Genomic DNA, 18,452 nt, shown 5'->3' with positions numbered 1-18,452 from the left:
CTTTATTTGTAGATCATCCAAGAATTCGAACGGCTCCCTATCGTAAAGTAAACCTAAGAACTTTATATAAAAGGGAGAATGGTTATGTTGAATGATAAGAGGGTTTTGACTGAAAAGCAAATCATTTTTTATCGGGAAAACGGTTTTGTTCAAGTGGATAATGTACTTTCCGAGGACGAGCTGCAAGAACTGAGGACGTATTTGGAAGAAGCAATGAGTGATACTACAGGGCGCTCCATTCAGACGGACCAAGCTGGCGGCTCTTACTTCAAAGTGCTGAATCAGCGTGTAAACACATGGAGAGATCATGGCGGGATGGCCCGGTTCGTGTTAGGCAATCGTTTTGCAGATATGGGCAAGCAGCTTACTGGTTTTGAAGGAATCCGTTTATTTCATGATCATGCCCTCTTGAAGATGCCGAATGATTCCAAGCCAACGCCTTGGCATCAAGATTGGCCATATTGGCCGATGCAGGAAAGCGGAGCATTCTCTATTTGGATCGCATTGGATGATGTGGATGAGAACAACGGCTGTATGATGTTTGTTCCAAAATCGCAAAAAATAAAAAATTTAAAAAGCATCGACTTAGTTGCTCCAAATGATATATTTGCCGATGCAGGAGCTCAAGACGTGGATAGAAACACTGCGGTGGTCGTGCGTATGAAAGCCGGAAGCTGTACCTTTCATGACGGGTTGACGTTCCATTATGCGAATGCCAATCATACCGATAAACCGCGACGCGCGCTTGCTATTATTTTCATGCCGGATGGCACAATATTTAGCGGAAAGCCGCACAGCTGTACGGAAGGATTGGGTCTAGCAGCTGGGGACAGCATACAAGGCGGATTGTTCCCGAAACTAGCATAAAAGATAAATATCAAACAACTTATCAATAATGTTACGTTAATCACAGTTATCTCAAAAAAAAAAGCCGCATTTAATGCGGCTTTTAACTATTTCACTTCCGTTTTCCGTCCACGAATTTCAGACTTTTCAGCTAATACATTTGAGTTTTGACTTAATACAATGTTGTCTCCATCAAATAGGATGTGGACATGAATAGAGAAAGGCGTTTCAATTAACCTCAAGGTCAACTGAAGCGTGTTTTCCTGCTCCCAGGCAAAGCTGCCAAAGAAGCGCTGATATTCTCCCTGAAACAGAGGCGTCGTTCCCTCTACCCAGGCACTTCGACCAAGCTTAATCGTATATTCAATATCCTCCTTGCTCAGAAGGACGACGGCTTTATTAGCCTCGAAGGATATAGAAATGCTTTTCCAAAGCGGTTCGTTTTGTTCGAGCGTATATTCAATGCCGTCAATGATGGCTTCCAATGGTGAATCCGGCGGCAGCTGCGGCAGCGGTAGCGCTAGCTGCTGCAATTCATCCGCAAGCTTCGAATATGCATCCTGATTTGCAGGAAGTGACGAAGATTCCATTGCTGGGAGCAAGTGATCCCAGACCACATCCAGAATACCTTGCAAATCATTTGTACCGCTTGTCATTGCCAGCACCGCATTTTGCTCCGGCATGACGATACAAAATTGACCGAATGCACCGTCACCGCGGTACACTCCGTGCCGACATCGCCAGAACTGGTAGCCATAACCTTGCGCCCAGTCACTCACTCCACCGTCTCCATTGGATATTTGTGCTGACGTTGCTTCATCAACCCAATCTTCCGGTAGCAGACGCTGTTCATTCCACAAGCCTTTCTGCAAATATAACTGGCCAAACTTAGCAATATCCTCCGTGGTAATGTTTAGCCCCCACCCACCAACATGGATTCCCCGAGGACAAGATTCCCATGTCGCACCTTCAATGCCAAGCGGTTCAAACAACCGCGGCTGCAAATATTCAAGGAGCGTTTGACCAGTCACCTTCTGCAGTATGGCTGCCAGCATATATGTAGCCCCACTGTTATAGACAAAATGTGTACCAGGTGCATGCTCAACAGGAGCATCCAGAAACGCCTTGACCCAATTTCCATCTTCACACTGCTGAAGCTTACTTGTTGTGTCCTGATCATGGCCTGTTCCCATCATTAGCAAATGACGGATTTCCATCGCAGCTAAATTAGAATTTATCTCGGCTGGAACATCTTCCGGAAAAAACGATACAACCGCATCGTTTAACGACAATTTCCCTTCAGCAGCAGCGAGACCCATGGCAGTTGAGGTAAAGCTCTTGCTAAGCGAGAACAGCATATGAGGAATATCTGATGCATAAGGCTTCCACCATCCCTCTGATACTACCTGTCCATGTCTAAGCAGCATAAAACTATGCAGTTCCAGCTTTTTTTCTTTTACAGTATTTAAAAAGGCAATTACAGCAGCGGAGGGTATTCCTTGTGCTTCCGGCTGACTTCTGGGTAAATGAAGAGTAGTCCGTTCCATCATTTCATTCCTCCTTTATACTACTAACTTACTGCAACTTCAGAGGACTGGCAAGCACTTTTGTTAGCGCTATCATAGATGTCTCGTTGAACTATCATTTCCTTGAATACTCTACTTGCTAGCTGTTTTTATTTACTCACATGCAGCAAAGCGCCAATGGCACCTGAATACTCCCCATTTTCGAGAAATATGGGATTTGCCCCTCTAAGCCTCGTATAGCTTTGTACCACTTCTTTAAGAAATTCATTTCGAATAAACGACGAACCGATGAATACGACAGAGGATACGCCGCATTGTCCAGCCGCAAGAACACTAACGGTCGCCACCGTTTCCCCTACCATTCCAATGACAGAAGCTAGTAGTTCTTCTTTTTCCAAATCTGCTTTCGATACCATAGGGTCAACATTCCCGAAGTTGCTGGCTGTTAAATCTCCTGGTATAGGGGGCACTGTCCCCTTATAAATTTGACTTACCTTTAAATCTATACGATCTCGTATACCTTTTGCTGCTAAAGGTACAATGCTGTCATAGTCATTTAATCCTGTAAGCAGCTGTGATAGCCCCATCATGGTGCCGCCGCCGACCCCGGTACCGCCGACGCGCTGCTGCTCGCTTTTGTCTATATGGTGAATTGAAGTTCCGGTGCCAACATTCGTTAATATGTATGACTCCTCCGTTATTCCACTTGTTGCAAGAAGATGTCGCACACCACTCGATGTTGCTTCAAATTCAACGATTTGTTCAGCTTTTTGACTTAATAACGATCTCAAAAAAGTGGCTTTACCACCTGTCGTACAGATCTTAATGTTATCTAATCCGTTTATCCAAGAAGCCACTTGCTCCAAATCAGCAATAGGAAACTTTTTAAATTTGAGCAGATCATTTTTCATATATGCAACTTTGATAAGTGTCCCGCCAGCATCAATTCCAATATTCATCTTGATTTGTCATCTCTTTTCTCCCATTAACATGCTTTGTCCGTACAATCATACACTCGAGCTGAGCATGGCTGGAATATTTATTTCTTTCACACAGGAAGCCCTTGAGAGATTCATTACACATTTTACCAAGGATACAATATCCTGAAGGGGGATCTGTGTCCCATTATAATTCGATAAAACCTTCTCTATTCCATCTTCGTATGGGATCTGAGTTGCAATTTCGCCTGGGTTTATACAGGTTACACCTATTCCGTACTTCTTCACATGCTCCCGCAAAGAATTGCTTATTCCACGCAATCCGAATTTCGAGGCAACAAATGAAATTTGTGTACTGTCATTATTTTCGAGACCTGATGTAGATCCGATGAAGAAAATTTTTGCGTTGTTTGATTTTTTTAAATTCGGCAGCAGCTTCTGGATGCAAGTAATTGCGGATGTTACATTTACATTTATAATATTAACGATTTCGTTAGGATCATCTTTCTCAAAATCATAGTCATCCATAAATCCTTTGCTTTCCCATATCCCAACATTATATATGAATACGTCTATGACGACATCATGTAATCTACTCGCAATTCTATCGCTTGCTTCATTCAACGCTAGATCAGCTTCAATCCAATAGCGATGAACACCGTCGTTAAGTCCCAAACCATTCGGACAGCTTCTGGAAACTATCCATACGTTATCTCCCGCTTCCGGCAATCCTTTAACGAATGCTTCACCGAGTCCTTTACTCGCTCCAAAAATAATAAAATTTTTCATATAATCCTCCCATGGTTTTATTTCATTATCACTATTATATTCGTATACTTTATATATAATAATGTTTAATTAATGAGAAAATCAAGTCTATAAGAGTAGGCGGTGCGTACTACAATACCATGATCCTTTTCAAGCTCGGCCACCATCTATTAGAAATCAACTAAAAACAAGCAACAGCTCCTTATCATCATTCGATAGGAGCTGTTGCTTGTTTTCAACGTTGTAAACTATATTTATGGAGCTTTTCCCGCTACTCTCCAGCCTCGTTTTTTCAACCATTCCCTGCACAGCAATGTCCACGTTCCGACACTTGCATCGTTCTCGGCTAATCCCATACCGTGCGGACCACTCTCGAACATATGCAGTTCACAAGGAACATGATGCCTATTTAATGCTTGTGCGAAGAGAAGGCTGTTCTCCACCGAAACGGCCTCATCGTCTGCCGTATGCCACAGAAAAACAGGTGGTGTATCCGCCGTTACTTGCAGCTCATTGGATAAGTCACGTCTTTGCTCCTCAGAAGAAAATTCCCCAAGCAAATTGACCATGGAATGATGATGACGGAACTCTCCAAAACTGATAACGGGATAACATAAGATAAGCAAGTCAGGACGACTGCTTTCCCTCTCAATTGGATCAAGATCCCCCATTCGCCCTCTGTCGTAATGTGTTCCAACTGTGGACACAAGATGACCGCCTGCGGAAAAACCTATCACACCTACTCGTTCCGCATCAATATTCCAGTCTTTTGCATGATGACGTACATAACGGATGGCACGCTGAGCGTCAAGCATTGGAACAGGATGCTTGTAAGGCGCCAACCGATACTTCAGCACGAAAGCAGAAATGCCTATACTGTTAAACCAGTGGGCGATCGGCTCACCTTCATGATCTGCCAGCATGCCATAGGCACCGCCTGGACATACAATAATAGCTGCTGTAGGAACAGCACTTTGAACCAAATAAGGAGTTAATGTTGGGTCTCCTTGCGGTTCTCCACTAATAATATGAGGTGCACCTTTTGGCCAAATCACTGTCGGAGTTGTCATTTGTTTAGCCTCCAAGCTGTTATAGGTATGTCAACACTTACTCTATTCTAGAATGAAGCCTTTAAAGTCCGCCTTCAATGACGCCCCTGTAAACACTTCCAGGTTATACAACCCTTGATCCAACTGATCGATGATTGTTTCAGAGCCAGTTAACCTTAGAGGAACTCCATTTATTTTCACATAGGTATCCGGCGAGCTCCCCCTAAAAGCCTTCAACGTCAGCTTCCGCTTGGCGTTAACAAAAACCGATGCAGACATGATAATCATGTCCCCCATATCTGCCTTCGTATAGTCAACGTAAACTTTGAAACAATCCGTCAGCACCTTCGGCATGGACAACCAGTCATCTGGTACACTGTCCTTAATTTTTTGACTCGAATAATCAATTTTGGTATAGCCATCTACGACGATTGTACGAGGGGATAGGCAGGAGAAGAGTACTTCCGCTTCATACTGATGTCCAATGTCTCCAAAGTGCAGTCGATCTGAAATAATCCGTTGCGTACTGATAGAGCAATATTGTAAAAACAACTCCGTATACTTGTTCATGTCAATGAGCTGAAGAGCGTACTCTTCTGCAAGTTCTCTTTTGACCTCGTTAGCTATACAAGCGATATGTTCACTCGTTCTCATCTTGTAATCTTCTGCATATTCGGTCTTTACCCCGGGTTCGACAATCGCTTGGGTCGTCAGTAGAAACGGCTGAATATTTTTTGTGTAGCACCAATTAATAATCTGCTTGATCGAAGCTTTGAATCCGTCCCGATAAGCTTTTTCATTTTTGTAGAGAAGCCGATCGTTAATACCGAAGCCGATTCCGATCATTTGTACGTCATGATAGTCGGATGCTGCTCCGAACTGCATCTCTAGAATGGTTACCGCCCAACTTGCATTTGTACCGCTAAATCCCGAATTATAAATACGTAAAATATTATTATGTGCAGCTTGCCTAAGCAACTCCTCCAGCTTCTTCGAGAAAGTGTTCGGTGACGTGCTGTCCAAACCAATCGTATTGGCAACCCAACCCGACGTATTCGCACCGTCCACAGTACTATCTCCGAAGAAAGCAATCGGGAACTTGCTACCTTGCAGCCATTCCGTCCAAGCATCGCTGAATGTGAATATTTTGGGCGGTATCCTTGTGGCATTTGTTTCATTGAATGAATTTGTGTTCAAAACTTTCCCCCCCTAAAATACGCTACAAACAATAGTAAAATGTAGGATTAGGATTCACCCGCTTAGCTTAACTAAATAACTGATCGGATCATGTGGGCGGCAGGAGCATTTGAACGATCCTCCACAAGAGATACAGTTTCTTCTTCGGCAGCTTGGGGCACATTCAATAAAACGATGGGAATTAGACCCTTCGTAGGCCGACCAGCCGATGTGATCTCGACGATCAGATCATACCGCGGCTCCTTTAATGCATTAGGCGTCAACTCGAAGAAAAGCTCATTATAGCCAACATTGCAGTGATACTGCTCAAGTGGTACGCTAATATTCGGTCCTGGAGACACGGTCCAACCCTCCGGCAAATGCCATTTGACGTTTAACCACTGCTGTATAAACAGCTGGTTGTCCAAGACAAGGCGGAACCTTTTTGGCTGAGCCTCCGATACAAAGGGTTCATTCCGATAATCCAAATAGACCGAAAAGATTTGAAAGTCGTAGTGGACCATAAATGGGCTTTGCTTGAACAAATCGGAGGTTTCACGATAAACCCAGCAGTTTACTCTTTTCGGATGATTATATAAATCCTTATCCTCTTTAGTCTCGATCGTATATCCGCGTTCCGCATTTACATAGTCACAATATTCGCTTCCAAGAAAAATCGGTGTCAGCTTTAAGATGCGATCCGTAAGTTCCGTCACCGTCTTCGGGATCTTTAAGCCTTGATCTCCCAGATTGATGCATAAGGTTTTGATCTCGTCCCCAATAGGCTCCAGCCATTCCGACGGCACACGCTCAGGCTCGCCAATAATCCCCATAATGGCGCCAAGTGTTGCCGCTGTACAATCGGTATCTTCACCGCAATTATTCGCGATACAAATGCTTTTGCCAAAGTCGCCTTCTCCGTAAAGCCAGCCGATGATAGTAATTCCAACGTTGCTTGGCGCATCCCAGCCCATTTCCCCGACAGGAACTTCATCCGTCAACAGTTCCGGAGTCATCCCGATAATGCCGAAGCTGCCAGGAAGCTCAGTCAGCACACGAATTCGAGCTTCCTGCCAGCTCATACCCGAACGATAACATTCTATAACTGTCCGAACCGCTTTTGCAGATCCGCAATCATCTGGAAGGTATGAAAGTCCGATGTCGATTAACTTGTACGTATCGCTCTCTACGAAAGCGGCGCTTTGGATGGCTGCGAAGAACACTTCCGCATAGACACCCTCGTGACTGTGATCGACAACCGCATCTTCAAAAGCATATTTCACAGCGATATCCGGATGGCCGGGTGCGAGACATGCCCATATCTCCGAGCGAATAAAAGCCCCATTGCTGTCACGGAATTTATTGTTTACATAACCGGATAACGGCGGCACGATTCCCATCCGCATATTGTTTTTCCCTGCACCGTATTCGGCCCAGTTAGGAACGATATAAGACAGCCAATATTCGCCCAATATTCGTGAATTAATCATTTTCCCGTGTTTCTCTGCTGCATTCAACCACACCAATTGCAAATCCAAATCATCGTTAGGAAGGACTCCTTGCGTCAGATCATGGGTGTAATAAGTGACATCGAGCACCCCGCGTTTGCATTCAAATGGCGCTCCGAGCGTCCCTCCGACGTTTTTCCCGATCCAACATCCGCGCACTTTGTTCTTATACTGGTCTAATGAAATTTTCATCGTTGCACCTCTTATTCTCATAGTGGTTACATCAATGAGTTTATCAACGAAACAGTACGAGAAACATCGACATTGTTAAGGTTTAAAAATAAATAATGTTAAAAAAAACCGTTCCATTTCATCGATTCTATCGGTTCATATTCGTATGTTCGCAGTGTTGTCAGAGGTACCATAATCTCCTATAATTAATTGATCATATTTAATAGGTACGGGAGGGATTTCATGTCTTTTTTTACGATGTCGAGGCTCGCGAGCCTTGATGTGAGATGGGCTGGCATACAACAGGGCAATGATAACCTCTATATGATGGAGCATTCCAATCCTTTTTTTGAACTGATGGTCGTTGCCGAAGGACCCATTTATCTGCAAGTGGAATCCGAACAGCTGGAGCTGAACTCCGGAGATATCTTCATTTTAAAACCGTGGGAGCGGCATTACAGCTGGAAAAAAACGAACCCCAAAGCCAATTTCTTCTGGGTTCAATTTTCCTGCACGCCTTCTCTGAAGGAAGTCGGAGACTTGGCATCTGGCATCGATTATTCGCTGCTGGAGCACCAGGATTTACGTACCTTTGAATATGAGCATGTCGATGAATTGATCCTGCCTAGGCATTTTCAATTCCCTCGTCCTTATGAACTTCTTTCCCAATTCGAAAAGCTGCTGGAGACCTTCTCAAAACCAGAAGTATACTTTCGTTTTCGCTCAACACTGCAATTTGCGCAAATCTTGGAATCCATTGCTTTATCTATTTTAGTCGAATCCAAAAATCAGCGTTACATTCCCGAATCATTTGTTATTTATCGGAAATTGGTTCGTCTATTAGATGAAGCATACACCGACAACCTGTCAAAAGAAGAAATAGAACGCAGCATGGATCGTACGTATGAATATTTGTGTCAAATCTTTAAGAAATATTCAGGTACAAACATCATCAAATATACGAACATGTTAAAAATTCAAAAAGCCAAGTTTTTATTAAAAAGTACAAATCGATCGGTACAAGAAATCTCTCAAGATGTCGGAATCTCGGACACCTTTTATTTCAGTAAACTATTTAAACAATATGAGAAAATCAGCCCTACCGCTTTCCGTGAACGCATGCATCCTTCCTAGCAAACACAAAAAAACCTGCCCATAACAGGCAGGTCAGCAGCTTATTTTCCGTTTTTTTGATACTATTTAAATTTTATATCCGAATACTTCCCCTTAAATTCGATAAACTGTTTCATGTTAGTAGAAGACAATAACGTATTGTTTATTTTAAAACGGTTAAATACGATCCCGCTCACATTATGGCTGTCGTCAACGCCGCTAATAAGAGATTTTCGTGGAAGCTTGCCGCGGTAGATAATGTTGTTAAAGGAGACGTTGCTCACAGAACCAGGCGCAATTCCAGCAGCCATCTCATCTGTCTTGATTTGAAAAAGCATAGAGTCCCCCGGAGCTTCGAACTCATCGATATGAATATTTTTAAAGGCAATATTGCTTATCTTGTTTCCTCCTGTTGCCCAAATTTGAATCGCACCATTATATTTATTCAGATCCCATACGCCTCGTTGATTCAAAATATAGATATTCTCAAAGTTAACCTTATCGATCGTCGCATTTGGCGTATCTCCCAAGCCTAGCAAAATAGGACGAGCATTATCTGCCCAGAATATAGAATCCTTCACCGTTATATTTGAACTCTCACCATAATGATAAATGACAAAATTATCGTCCGTCGTTCTTATGAATACGCCTGAAACCTGCGCATTTTTGCTGCCTGAGAGGTGAATGCCATCAGCATTAACCATCGAACCGAAAAAATTTATGTTTTTGATCGACGTTTGATCCGTAAAGTTCATAACGACTGACCACATCGGATAATCGATCAGTGTAATGCCTTCTACCTTTGAATTAGTGCTTCTCGTAATCCATATCGCCCCGCTTCGTCCCTCAGCGTAATTTCTAGGCCGCAAAAGATCACCACCGTACATGATACCTCGGCCTTTAATTGTAATGTTGCTCAGATCATCTGCAGAAATTGACCCTTTGACAAGCGAGCCTGGTGCCAAATAAACAGTCGTATCGCTCTGACTGATATAAAACGCTTCTCCTGCATGCCAATTGCCATAACCGGTAGACGACATATAATGAGTAGAATCATTGCCATCAGTCATATTGGAGTAACTGGGGAATGCCCCATTTACCGCTTTGCCCTTTGCAATATTTGTAGAATCGTCTCCCTTTTTATAAAGCTTAAATTCGCTTGCCAATGATGTCATTACATAATGACTTGATCCGGTATTACCTAGTAGGACAAGCTTTACAAATCTCGCCTTCACGTTACGCAATACATCGGTGACTGTTCCTTCCCTATTGTTCTCATACCCATCGTATATTTGTACATACGGGTCGTCGACTTTCTCCTTGGCCTCAATAATAAAACGTTGAGGTCCTTTTGCAAACCACTGGGAGTCGGTTAGCTGCTGCACCAAATCAAACTTTTCCAGTTGAACGGTTTCCTCAAGGTCAAGCTCAACCCACATCCCTTTTGGCAGCTCATGCTTGCCCGGCTTAAAATAATACGTATCTTTTCCGGTCGGCAAATATAGCGGGATCGGGTCGCCAGGATTTATGACATAAACGTTTGCGGCATTCTGTGAAGGCGCATCATTCTCAGGCGTGTTTGAAAGGATGTGCAAATTGCCCTCACTCCAGCTGCCATTCACCATAATGGTGGGCTTTAATGGAGCTTTATTATTTTGCGTGAGCGAAAAGATTAATGTATTTCCTTCTGTTTTTTTAGCATTTATTCCATAAGCCGAAGGGCGTATTTCATAATCTTTTATTTTATCCGTGTTATAAGTTACCTTAAACTCAACTGTACCTGTAAAGTCTACGTTAACCATAGCTGCATCCGTAGGTACATCTTGCTCCTTCTGCTCACCGTTCTTTACGTTATAAACATAAAGCTCCTTCCACGTTTTCTGGCCGCTCTCTCTTATCCAAACCGAAAAACTATTGTTTTTTTGCTGCCAAGCTGGCGTATCCCAAGTAACGATTTTTGAAGTGCTCTGCTTATTTTCCTGATTCACAGCATGCGCCTCCCCAACATTCAAAAAAGTTGCTATCAAAAAGAGCACAAGCAACAGCTTCATCTTCATCACAAACCATTCCTCCCGATATGAAGTCATAATAATTCTTGAATCTATCCTTTCACGCTGCCAAGTACGATGCCTTTCATGAAATACTTTTGCAAAAAAGGATAGAGAACAAGCACAGGCAGTGCTGCAAGAAAAATTTGCGAGGCTTTGGTCGTACGGTCTGATACCTCAGCAAGCGCCTTCATATCTTCCGCTGTCAGGTTTCCGCCTGCGGTAAATAACTCCGTGCTTACAACTAGTGTCTGCAGATACGTCTGCAATGGATAATTCGTAGGCGAGTTCATATAGATCAGTCCATCAAACCAGGCATTCCACTGGCCTACGCATGTAAACAACAAAATTGTCGCCAGTGCAGGAATCGAGATGGGAACCATCATTTTCCAGAGCAGCTGCCACTCTGTACATCCATCAACAAGTGCAGCTTCCTGAATTTCTTTTGGTGTTCCGCGAAAGAAATTCAGCAGCAGCACGATGTTGAACACCGCCACAGCGCCTGGAAGTACAAGTGCCCAGATCGTATCAAGCATATGGTAATTTCGAATGACCATGTAGGTTGGGATTAATCCCCCGCTAAATAAAATGGTTACAAAGAAAAACCACACATAGAAGGTTCGCATCGGAAAGTCCGTCCGCTCCTTCGACAACGGATAAGCGGATATAACAACCACCAACAAACTAATGATCGTTCCGAGAACAACCCGCACAATAGAAACAAAAAGCGACTGTAAAAACTCCGGTTTGGACAGTGCGTACCTGTAGGAGCTCAGCGTAAAATCAACTGGCCATAGCTTGACCGCCCCAGCCGTCGCCGCCGAGCTTGAGCTAAACGACAGAGCCAATATATTAATGAGAGGAAGCAAACAAACAACAGCTAACGTAATAAGAAAAACATTATTGCAGATAAGAAAAACTTTCCGTCCCAGTGAATCATTGATGTCCATAACGGTCTCTCCTTTCCTTAAAAAATACGGTATCCAGCTATACGATAAGCCAGCCAGTACGATGCTCCTACAAAAATCAAAGAGACCACCGATTTGAACAAGCCAACGGCTGTTGCAACCGCATATTGAGCATCTATAAGACCTAGTCGATACACAAAAGTGTCCAGAATATCTCCCGTACGATAAACAAGCGGGTTATACAAATTGAATACTTGGTCGAAGCCAGCATTCAGCACGCCCCCAAGCCCGAGTGTCGCGAGCAGCACGATGATGGGAAGCATGCCTGGCAATGTCACATGAATCGTTTGTTTCCATCTGCCTGCCCCATCCATAATGGCGGCTTCGTATAATGTAGGATTAATGCTTGTAAGCGCAGCGAGATAAACAATCGTGCCAAACCCGAATTCCTTCCACACATCCGTGACAACGAGCACATAAGGAAACAGCTTATCATTGCCAAGAAAAAATAGCGGTTCCATTCCAAACCAGCTAATCACTTCATTCAGTAGTCCCTGTGATGGTGAGAGAATATCGATCAGAATGCCGCCAAGAATGACCCACGATAGGAAATGCGGCAAATAAATAAGAGTCTGCACCGATCTCTTGATCGATGATTTCCGCACTTCATTAAGCAGCAATGCCGTCACAATAGGGGCAATTTGACCGAAGATGATTTTCAGAAAAGCAATAAAAATGGTGTTCCATAATACTTGGCCAATCCCAGGCATTTGGAGCATAAACTCGAAATTGTTCCAACCCACCCATTTGGAATCGAAGAAGCCTTTAGCAGGAATGAAATTCTGGAAGGCAATGACGATTCCTGCCATAGGGATATAATGAAACATGATTAACAATAGAATTCCGGGCACCAGCATAAGATGCAGAGGTAGATGCTTCTTCCAAAATCGTCTTCTTTTGACGGTCGCCGCTTGCAACATGATCATTCCTTTCTAAGCTGATAGAGTAAGAAAGGAAGCAAGCCATTCGAGCTGCTTCCTCTCCCTTCTCAGGTTATTGTTTAGCCTTATACCATTCGTTTACTTCAGCCGTAATTGCATCTCCGCCAAATTTCTTCCAATCCGCTACAAACTTATCGAACTCGCTTACATCCGATTGCCCCATAATAATTTTCGTGAACACTTCCAGCTTCATCTTATCCAGTGTGCTTTTCTTGGCTGTCATCGTTGGCGTGCTTGGTCCCGAATATTCATCAACCAGATACTTGTTATCCTTCACGTAGTCGCTGACTACATTCATACCGCCTCCTGGTCCAGCCCATTTATAGGAAGACCAGGCCTGCCCTTCCTCGTTGCTGTCTATAAATTTTCCCGATAACCACAACTGGTAGAGGTCATAATGATGCTTTACATCGGCAATCGGATTATCTACATACTTCCCTGCATCAACCGATTCCTGAACACCGCGGTGAATATTTATCAGCTCCAGTGGATCACTTATGATAACAGCTGCAAATGCCGCAACATTAATTTCCTTGTTTTCTCCCCCGTACCAATAAGCATCCAGACGTCCTTCCGGACCGTATTGCTTCTCTACTGCAAAATTAAGCAGCTTCACGAGCGCTTCCGGATGCTCGAACCCTTTGCGAACGACATAATAATTCCCAACCGGAATGCCGCCTGAGGTACTTGCTGGCTGGTCGTCAAAGGAAATGAGCGGATACGGCTTCCAATCCGACTTTTCCTTCTTATAATGATCCGTCAAAGGCCACCACACGGCACCCTCGCCTGAGTAGAACATGCCCGTTTTGTTACCGGCAATTAATTCGTATGCTTTAGCCTGATCCTTGACCGCAAACTCTGGATCGATCAGACCTGCTTTGAACAGATCCTGCAGCTTCTGCAGCGCCGGCTTGAGTCCTGGTTGTATATCTCCGTAGACGAGCTGTCCAGAATCATCTTTGACCCAGCGGCCTGGATAGGCATGGAAGCTCTCGAAGAAGCCCATTAAGGAATTCAGATCCTTATTGATTCCACCCAGCCCTAGCGTGTCCTTCTGGTTGTTGCCATCAGGATCTTGACTCGCAAACGCCTCGGCAATGCGATATACGTCCTCCATCGATTTGGGCTCAGGCAAATTAAGCTTCTTCAGCCAATCTTGTCTAATCCATAACATCTGCGCACCGGTACCTGTGAAGGTAACACCAGGCAGCGCAAGCAATTTGCCTTCGAAGGTGGAGGCCTTCATTCCGTTGCCTCCATCATTACTTATGACTTGCTTCGTTTTCTCCGAAGCGTATTTCTCAAATACTTCCGTCATGTCCTCGACCATATCGGCATCGACAAGGCGCTTCAGCTCATTAGCTGACACCGTCAAAATATCAGGAATATCGCCAGATGCGATGGTCACATTCATTTTTTGCTGCCACTGTGTCTGTGGAACGCTCCACTTATTGATCAGCTTAATACCCAGCTCCTCTTCATAAGAGCGATACCAAATATTGTTGTCTATGCTGTCGCCCTTCTCGAACTTGATCGACGGCGGCAGCGATCTTACGGTTGTCACCTCAATTGCAGGCTCATATTTGCCCAGCGGAACACCATCGGCTGGTTTGTCTGTCGAATTCGCTGCGCCCTTGCTGTCGCCTGTGTTTGCAGTGTTTTCTTGCTTGCCCTTGTTTCCACTCGCACCGTTATTCGTAGTGCTGCATGCTGATGTTAAGAGAAGCATGACTGCTGTAGCGAGAATTAAATATCGCTTCAAGCTTTTGTGTTGCATGTTCAATCCCCCTTTTGTTGTAAACGCTATCACTTGCATGAATAAAGTATAAGCCCGCTACATCGACTTACGTAACAGGCCATTTCTTTACTTCTGCTTATCTATTTTTTACCTTTGTGCAAAAATTTGCCGAGCAAGCCCATCCATCATCGTTCTTCCAGCGATCGGTAATCCTGTGGGGTATAACCACTTGCTTTCTTGAAGAATCGTGTAAAATGGGGCGGTGAAATAAAGCCAAGCGCGGCACTTATTTCATGAATTTTCAGATCTGGTTGAAGCAGCATCCGCATCGCTTCTTTCAGCTTAGCCTCATGGATATAAGTGAGCACGTTCGTACCTGTCACCTTTTTGAAAGCTCTGGATAAATAAGACGGATTCCATTGTACAATCTCAGATAAACGCACCAAAGAGAGATCCTCTCCTAGGTGATCGTGAATATAGCTCTTCACAAGATCAATGGTTCGGTCGCGGCGTTCAGCCTGGTCCTGCTGCTGCATCTCAAAAATCGTCATTGCAAGTCGATAATAATAATCCATATATGATGCCAGATTCACTTGATCAGCTGCCGGCTGCATTAATACCGACAAATCAATGCGTACCGATAGGCGCTCCTGCAAATTAAAACGATGAATATGGCGCAGGAAAACAAGCGATAGCGCAGAGTAAACCGATTCCATTCGCATAGGCTCAGCTTTGAAGCGAGCCCAGGCCGAATCGAATGCTTCGGCTTGGCCGTTTGCTAAATATTCGCCAAACAAATCCGTTTTGCGCAGCATCTTCGCAAGGTAAAGCTCGGACTCGTCGAATTCAACTTGAACAACACCGTTTCGATCACCGGATTGACGATGATACTCATGCTCCAGCATCGCCCATCGGTCGGCAATGTCATCCCACTCGCAAGGAGACCTGTCCAGCAGAAAAAATAGTGAAATATGGAAAGAGAGCTGAAAGGCAGCCTCTGCATTCTCCGCATATTCCCTAACCGCTAGTCGAGTGTCGCTCCACAAAGCAGATTGTTCAAGTTCAATCGGTTCGCTTAGATGACTGGCTGCCGGTTGTATGAACCAGACCATTGTTTCCTTGTCCACAAATATATACTTCATATGCAGGTGGGAATAACCATACTGCTCCTCGATTACCTTCATCCCTGCGTGCAGCCGCGCTTTTCCAGACTGCCGCGATCCAGAATCCAATCCGATCAGTTTAGCCATCATAAGGAGAACTGGACGCTTCGGATCGAGCGGAATACCGAGCTCCTCGAATTGATTGGATCTGCTGCGCCTATCAAATGATTCATCATAGAGCAGTTCGCTTAACAGCTCGTTTTGAAGCAGCGGCAGCGTTTGCTCCATCTGCTGCATCGCTTTGCCCATAAGACCTTCAATCTGCTGTTCTCCAGCGATATCCTCTGCCAGCTTGCCAATCGTATCCAAAATTTTCTCATGGCCCTCCGTCTTAAGAAGATAGCTGGTATTGTCATAATGGATAGCCTCGTATACATAATCAAATTCGCTATGCCCTGTCAAAAAAACAACTTTGCATCTAGGCCATAACCTGCGAATATGCTTGTGAAGCTCCAGACCGCTTAGAACAGGCATCCGAATATCGGTCATTACGATGTCAAATCTTCCCCTCCTTAACCATTCGAGAGCGCTCTTTCCAGAATAAGCCTTATATAATTCGAACTCGATCGGAAAACGTTCCTGCAGCAGCGTATAGAGGCCGTCTGCAATATCGGGCTCGTCATCAACAATTAACAATCTAAGCATACTCCTTGTCCTCCTTCCATATGGTCAAACGAACTTCCAATCCTCCAAGGCGGCTGCGCTCCACAACAAGTCCGCCTCGCTCCCCGTATTTCATCCGCAATCTTCGGTGTATGTTTAGAAGGCCGGTCGTTTCAATCGTACTTTCATCCGTTCTCAGCAGCTTCTCTAGCGTCTCCAGCCGTTCCTGATCCAATAATAGGCCATTGTCTTCCACACGAATGAACAAACAATCCTCTGCTTCTTCGAAAGTGATAGACAGAAGTCCGCCTTCCTCTATATGATCAAATACATGCTCGAAAGCGTTTTCGATTAAGGGCTGAAGAATAAGGCGCGGTACCTTAACCTCCCGATAAGCGGTTGGAACTTCGCCGCACTTGGCCTTCATCCGCAGACGAAAGCGCCTACCCTGAATTTCAGCATAAATTGTGGCATGCTTGGCCTCCTCGAAAAGCGGTACTTCATCTGAGGAATTGCGGGTAATGTACTGTAAATAGCTGCCCATCTGTGAAGCGAACTGCTTAGCACTGTCATGATCTTCTACCGCAATCATGTTATACAGCGTGAAATAGCTGTTATATAGAAAATGCGGGTTAATTTGTGATTGTAGATGCTTCAGCTCAGCTCGTTGAACTAATATTTTGTGCGTATATACTTGTTCAATCAAATCCCTCATATAACGGGACATTTTATTAAAGCCCTGGAGCAAATATCCGAACTCGCTGCGGCTGTTCTCGGTAATCGTTACGTCCAATTCGCCTTTCTCCATCTTCCTAAATGCGCGCAGAAGCGCAAGCAACGGCCGATGGATCATACGGTACAAGGAAAGACACAAAACAATAATAAAGAAGAGGAATACGGCAATTAACACCCAGAACAGCTGCTGGTAACGATGTAAATTATTGAACATATGTTTCTCAGGAACAAAATGAATGAGCGAGAACCCGAGAAGCTCAGAGAACCGAGAGGATACGAGCACTCTATCATCTCCCTCGCCGACACTCCTAATATTCTCGTATTCATTAGGTGCACCCGATTTATATTGATCGATGTACTGATCCAAATAGGGATTCTCATAATGATGAGTGCGAATAATAAAATCTCCGTTCGGATCGCTTAGAACGGAGCCGCTATTCTCGCTGCTCTCTAAAGAGGAAAGTGATTTGCTTAGCTCATTCGGTGAGAGCTCCACAATAATGGAATACATCGCATTTTCCGCTTCGTACAAACCACGCACCTCGTGAACAAGTACAATATACGGAATATGATTGAGGAAATAGATCGCTTTTCCCGGACTTTTTCTAGCCAGCTCACTAGTAGCATTAAATTGCTCATGCATCATCGCGCCCGTTCCCTGCATAGCGGAAATCGTACGGTTAAGGGAGGGAATATGTACGGACACATCCGATATATATACGCTGCTGTTTTTTAGTGCAAACAGCCTGTCCTGTACCATTAATATAGCTTGGCTTTTGTCATATTGATTCATGTAGTCTGGAATAACCGCCAGCTTGTTCAGCGATTCGTCGTTAATTAATTCAAACTGCAGCAGTTGAATCCGTTCGACTTCCTTCTCCATCGCACGTATATTCGCATCAACCCTCGACTCCATCGAGTTGGATATTTCCCTTCGCAGCAGCTCCCTGCCTCCAGAATAAAAGTTGTTCCCAATCAAGATAATCGGAATCAGCAACAATGCCAGCAATAACGCGAAACGAAGCAACAGTGAGCTCTTTATTCTGCTAAACCCTGTACGGATAAGTACCGCCTCCATTTTTGCTAAGATTGCCATGAAGCAGCAGCTTAGACTCGTTTTTTGTTTCCACTTGCAGATGATGCAGCTTCACCGTATACACT

The 18,452-nt window shown here is 44.3% G+C and carries 14 protein-coding genes; 2 read left to right on the top strand and 12 right to left on the bottom strand.

Translation table 11 applies throughout. From position 1 onward, the window contains the following. Positions 1-84: 84 nt before the first annotated feature. Positions 85-867 carry a phytanoyl-CoA dioxygenase family protein gene (locus tag AC1DM9_RS10440; protein WP_477579894.1) on the top strand — a complete coding sequence of 261 codons (783 nt, stop codon included), beginning with the start codon at positions 85-87 and terminating at the stop codon, positions 865-867. Positions 868-953: 86 nt separating this feature from the next. On the opposite strand, the gene AC1DM9_RS10435 is transcribed toward AC1DM9_RS10440, so the two are convergent. From AC1DM9_RS10435 to AC1DM9_RS10410, 6 genes are all read right to left on the bottom strand, one after another. Further along, positions 954-2,396, bottom strand: coding sequence for a serine hydrolase domain-containing protein (locus tag AC1DM9_RS10435; protein ID WP_477579892.1), 1,443 nt, complete (start codon positions 2,394-2,396; stop codon positions 954-956). Between the two features lie 125 nt (positions 2,397-2,521). Beyond that, on the bottom strand, positions 2,522-3,331 hold the full coding sequence (coaW, locus tag AC1DM9_RS10430) for a type II pantothenate kinase (RefSeq protein WP_477579890.1): 810 nt from the start codon (positions 3,329-3,331) through the stop codon (positions 2,522-2,524). A gap of 48 nt (positions 3,332-3,379) precedes the next feature. Beyond that, on the bottom strand, positions 3,380-4,099 hold the full coding sequence (locus AC1DM9_RS10425) for an SDR family NAD(P)-dependent oxidoreductase (RefSeq protein ID WP_477579888.1): 720 nt from the start codon (positions 4,097-4,099) through the stop codon (positions 3,380-3,382). 233 nt (positions 4,100-4,332) lie between these two features. Continuing rightward, positions 4,333-5,148, bottom strand: coding sequence for an alpha/beta hydrolase (locus tag AC1DM9_RS10420; protein ID WP_477579886.1), 816 nt, complete (start codon positions 5,146-5,148; stop codon positions 4,333-4,335). Between the two features lie 42 nt (positions 5,149-5,190). Then, positions 5,191-6,324, bottom strand: a complete 1,134-nt coding sequence (locus tag AC1DM9_RS10415) for an SGNH/GDSL hydrolase family protein (RefSeq protein ID WP_477579884.1) — start codon at positions 6,322-6,324, stop codon at positions 5,191-5,193. A gap of 71 nt (positions 6,325-6,395) precedes the next feature. Continuing rightward, complete coding sequence (locus AC1DM9_RS10410) at positions 6,396-8,003, bottom strand: ADP-ribosylglycohydrolase family protein (protein ID WP_477579882.1); 1,608 nt, start codon at positions 8,001-8,003, stop codon at positions 6,396-6,398. Between the two features lie 222 nt (positions 8,004-8,225). Here AC1DM9_RS10410 and AC1DM9_RS10405 point away from each other — a divergent pair, with 222 nt between their 5' ends. Further along, positions 8,226-9,116, top strand: coding sequence for an AraC family transcriptional regulator (locus tag AC1DM9_RS10405; RefSeq protein WP_339208432.1), 891 nt, complete (start codon positions 8,226-8,228; stop codon positions 9,114-9,116). Positions 9,117-9,178: 62 nt separating this feature from the next. On the opposite strand, the gene AC1DM9_RS10400 is transcribed toward AC1DM9_RS10405, so the two are convergent. The 6 genes from AC1DM9_RS10400 to AC1DM9_RS10375 form a co-directional block, all read right to left on the bottom strand. Next, positions 9,179-11,152, bottom strand: coding sequence for a glycosyl hydrolase family 28 protein (locus tag AC1DM9_RS10400; RefSeq protein WP_477580146.1), 1,974 nt, complete (start codon positions 11,150-11,152; stop codon positions 9,179-9,181). Between the two features lie 44 nt (positions 11,153-11,196). Continuing rightward, positions 11,197-12,093 (bottom strand): carbohydrate ABC transporter permease, encoded by an 897-nt coding sequence (locus tag AC1DM9_RS10395; RefSeq protein WP_441881924.1) that lies wholly within the window; start codon positions 12,091-12,093, stop codon positions 11,197-11,199. 17 nt (positions 12,094-12,110) lie between these two features. Then, positions 12,111-13,037, bottom strand: coding sequence for an ABC transporter permease (locus tag AC1DM9_RS10390; RefSeq protein ID WP_477579879.1), 927 nt, complete (start codon positions 13,035-13,037; stop codon positions 12,111-12,113). Positions 13,038-13,104: 67 nt separating this feature from the next. Next, positions 13,105-14,829 (bottom strand): extracellular solute-binding protein, encoded by a 1,725-nt coding sequence (locus tag AC1DM9_RS10385; protein ID WP_441881918.1) that lies wholly within the window; start codon positions 14,827-14,829, stop codon positions 13,105-13,107. A gap of 146 nt (positions 14,830-14,975) precedes the next feature. Then, positions 14,976-16,598 carry a response regulator transcription factor gene (locus tag AC1DM9_RS10380; protein ID WP_441881915.1) on the bottom strand — a complete coding sequence of 541 codons (1,623 nt, stop codon included), beginning with the start codon at positions 16,596-16,598 and terminating at the stop codon, positions 14,976-14,978. After that, positions 16,591-18,387 carry a sensor histidine kinase gene (locus AC1DM9_RS10375; RefSeq protein ID WP_477579877.1) on the bottom strand — a complete coding sequence of 599 codons (1,797 nt, stop codon included), beginning with the start codon at positions 18,385-18,387 and terminating at the stop codon, positions 16,591-16,593. The genes AC1DM9_RS10380 and AC1DM9_RS10375 overlap by 8 nt, the downstream gene beginning before the upstream one ends. Between the last annotated feature and the right edge of the window lie 65 nt (positions 18,388-18,452).

The organism is Paenibacillus sp. 01T431 (genome assembly GCF_056398625.1).
Note: the sequence above shows the minus strand (reverse complement) of the source record. Positions and strands in the feature narration are given on the sequence as shown.

Excerpts from the sequence above, each read along its gene's own strand:
- AC1DM9_RS10440 (WP_477579894.1), top strand. The coding sequence starts at position 85 with ATGTTGAATGATAAGAGGGTTTTGACTGAAAAGCAAATCATTTTTTAT.
- AC1DM9_RS10435 (WP_477579892.1), bottom strand. The coding sequence starts at position 2,396 with ATGATGGAACGGACTACTCTTCATTTACCCAGAAGTCAGCCGGAAGCA.
- coaW (WP_477579890.1), bottom strand. The coding sequence starts at position 3,331 with ATGAATATTGGAATTGATGCTGGCGGGACACTTATCAAAGTTGCATAT.
- AC1DM9_RS10425 (WP_477579888.1), bottom strand. The coding sequence starts at position 4,099 with ATGAAAAATTTTATTATTTTTGGAGCGAGTAAAGGACTCGGTGAAGCA.
- AC1DM9_RS10420 (WP_477579886.1), bottom strand. The coding sequence starts at position 5,148 with ATGACAACTCCGACAGTGATTTGGCCAAAAGGTGCACCTCATATTATT.
- AC1DM9_RS10410 (WP_477579882.1), bottom strand. The coding sequence starts at position 8,003 with ATGAAAATTTCATTAGACCAGTATAAGAACAAAGTGCGCGGATGTTGG.
- AC1DM9_RS10405 (WP_339208432.1), top strand. The coding sequence starts at position 8,226 with ATGTCTTTTTTTACGATGTCGAGGCTCGCGAGCCTTGATGTGAGATGG.
- AC1DM9_RS10400 (WP_477580146.1), bottom strand. The coding sequence starts at position 11,152 with ATGAAGATGAAGCTGTTGCTTGTGCTCTTTTTGATAGCAACTTTTTTG.
- AC1DM9_RS10395 (WP_441881924.1), bottom strand. The coding sequence starts at position 12,093 with ATGGACATCAATGATTCACTGGGACGGAAAGTTTTTCTTATCTGCAAT.
- AC1DM9_RS10390 (WP_477579879.1), bottom strand. The coding sequence starts at position 13,037 with ATGATCATGTTGCAAGCGGCGACCGTCAAAAGAAGACGATTTTGGAAG.
- AC1DM9_RS10385 (WP_441881918.1), bottom strand. The coding sequence starts at position 14,829 with ATGCAACACAAAAGCTTGAAGCGATATTTAATTCTCGCTACAGCAGTC.
- AC1DM9_RS10380 (WP_441881915.1), bottom strand. The coding sequence starts at position 16,598 with ATGCTTAGATTGTTAATTGTTGATGACGAGCCCGATATTGCAGACGGC.
- AC1DM9_RS10375 (WP_477579877.1), bottom strand. The coding sequence starts at position 18,387 with ATGGCAATCTTAGCAAAAATGGAGGCGGTACTTATCCGTACAGGGTTT.